At 48.2% G+C, this 730-nt stretch carries 1 pseudogene; it reads left to right on the top strand.

Annotated features, from left to right (window positions below):
* A pseudogene (carB, locus tag R7Q11_RS26155) lies at positions 1 to 730 on the top strand (carbamoyl phosphate synthase large subunit); the annotation flags it as partial.

Here is a 730-nt window from a genome sequence, read left to right as displayed (position 1 = left end):
TCATCGAGATGAACCCACGTGTATCTCGCTCTTCTGCTCTGGCATCAAAAGCAACAGGTTTCCCAATCGCTGAGATTGCGGCGAAACTGGCTGTTGGCTTTACTCTAGACGAGCTGCAAAACGACATTACAGGTGGTGCAACTCCGGCATCATTCGAACCTACTATCGACTACGTAGTGACCAAGATTCCTCGTTTTAACTTCGAGAAATTTGCTGGCGCTAACGATCGCCTGACGACTCAGATGAAGTCAGTTGGTGAGGTAATGGCGATTGGTCGTAACCAACAAGAATCTCTTCACAAAGCATTACGTGGCCTAGAAGTTGGCGCGACTGGCTTTGATGAGATGGTTGACCTAGATGCACCTGACGCACTGACTAAGATTCGTCACGAACTAAAAGAAGCTGGCGCAGAGCGTATCTGGTATATCGCAGATGCATTCCGTGCGGGCATGTCAGTGGATGGCGTGTTTAACCTGACGAACATTGATCGCTGGTTCCTAGTTCAAATTGAAGAGCTAGTTAAACTAGAAGAGCAAGTGAAAGCCGGTGGCTTTGCTGGTCTAACAGAAGAAGTTCTACGCCAGATGAAACGTAAAGGTTTCTCTGATGCGCGCTTATCTAAACTGTTAGGTGTGGCTGAAAGCGAAATCCGTCGTCTACGTGACCAGTTTGACATCCACCCTGTCTACAAGCGTGTGGATACGTGTGCGGCAGAGTTCTCTTCTGATAC

This window comes from Vibrio sp. 970, assembly GCF_033339075.1.
Note: the sequence above shows the minus strand (reverse complement) of the source record. Positions and strands in the feature narration are given on the sequence as shown.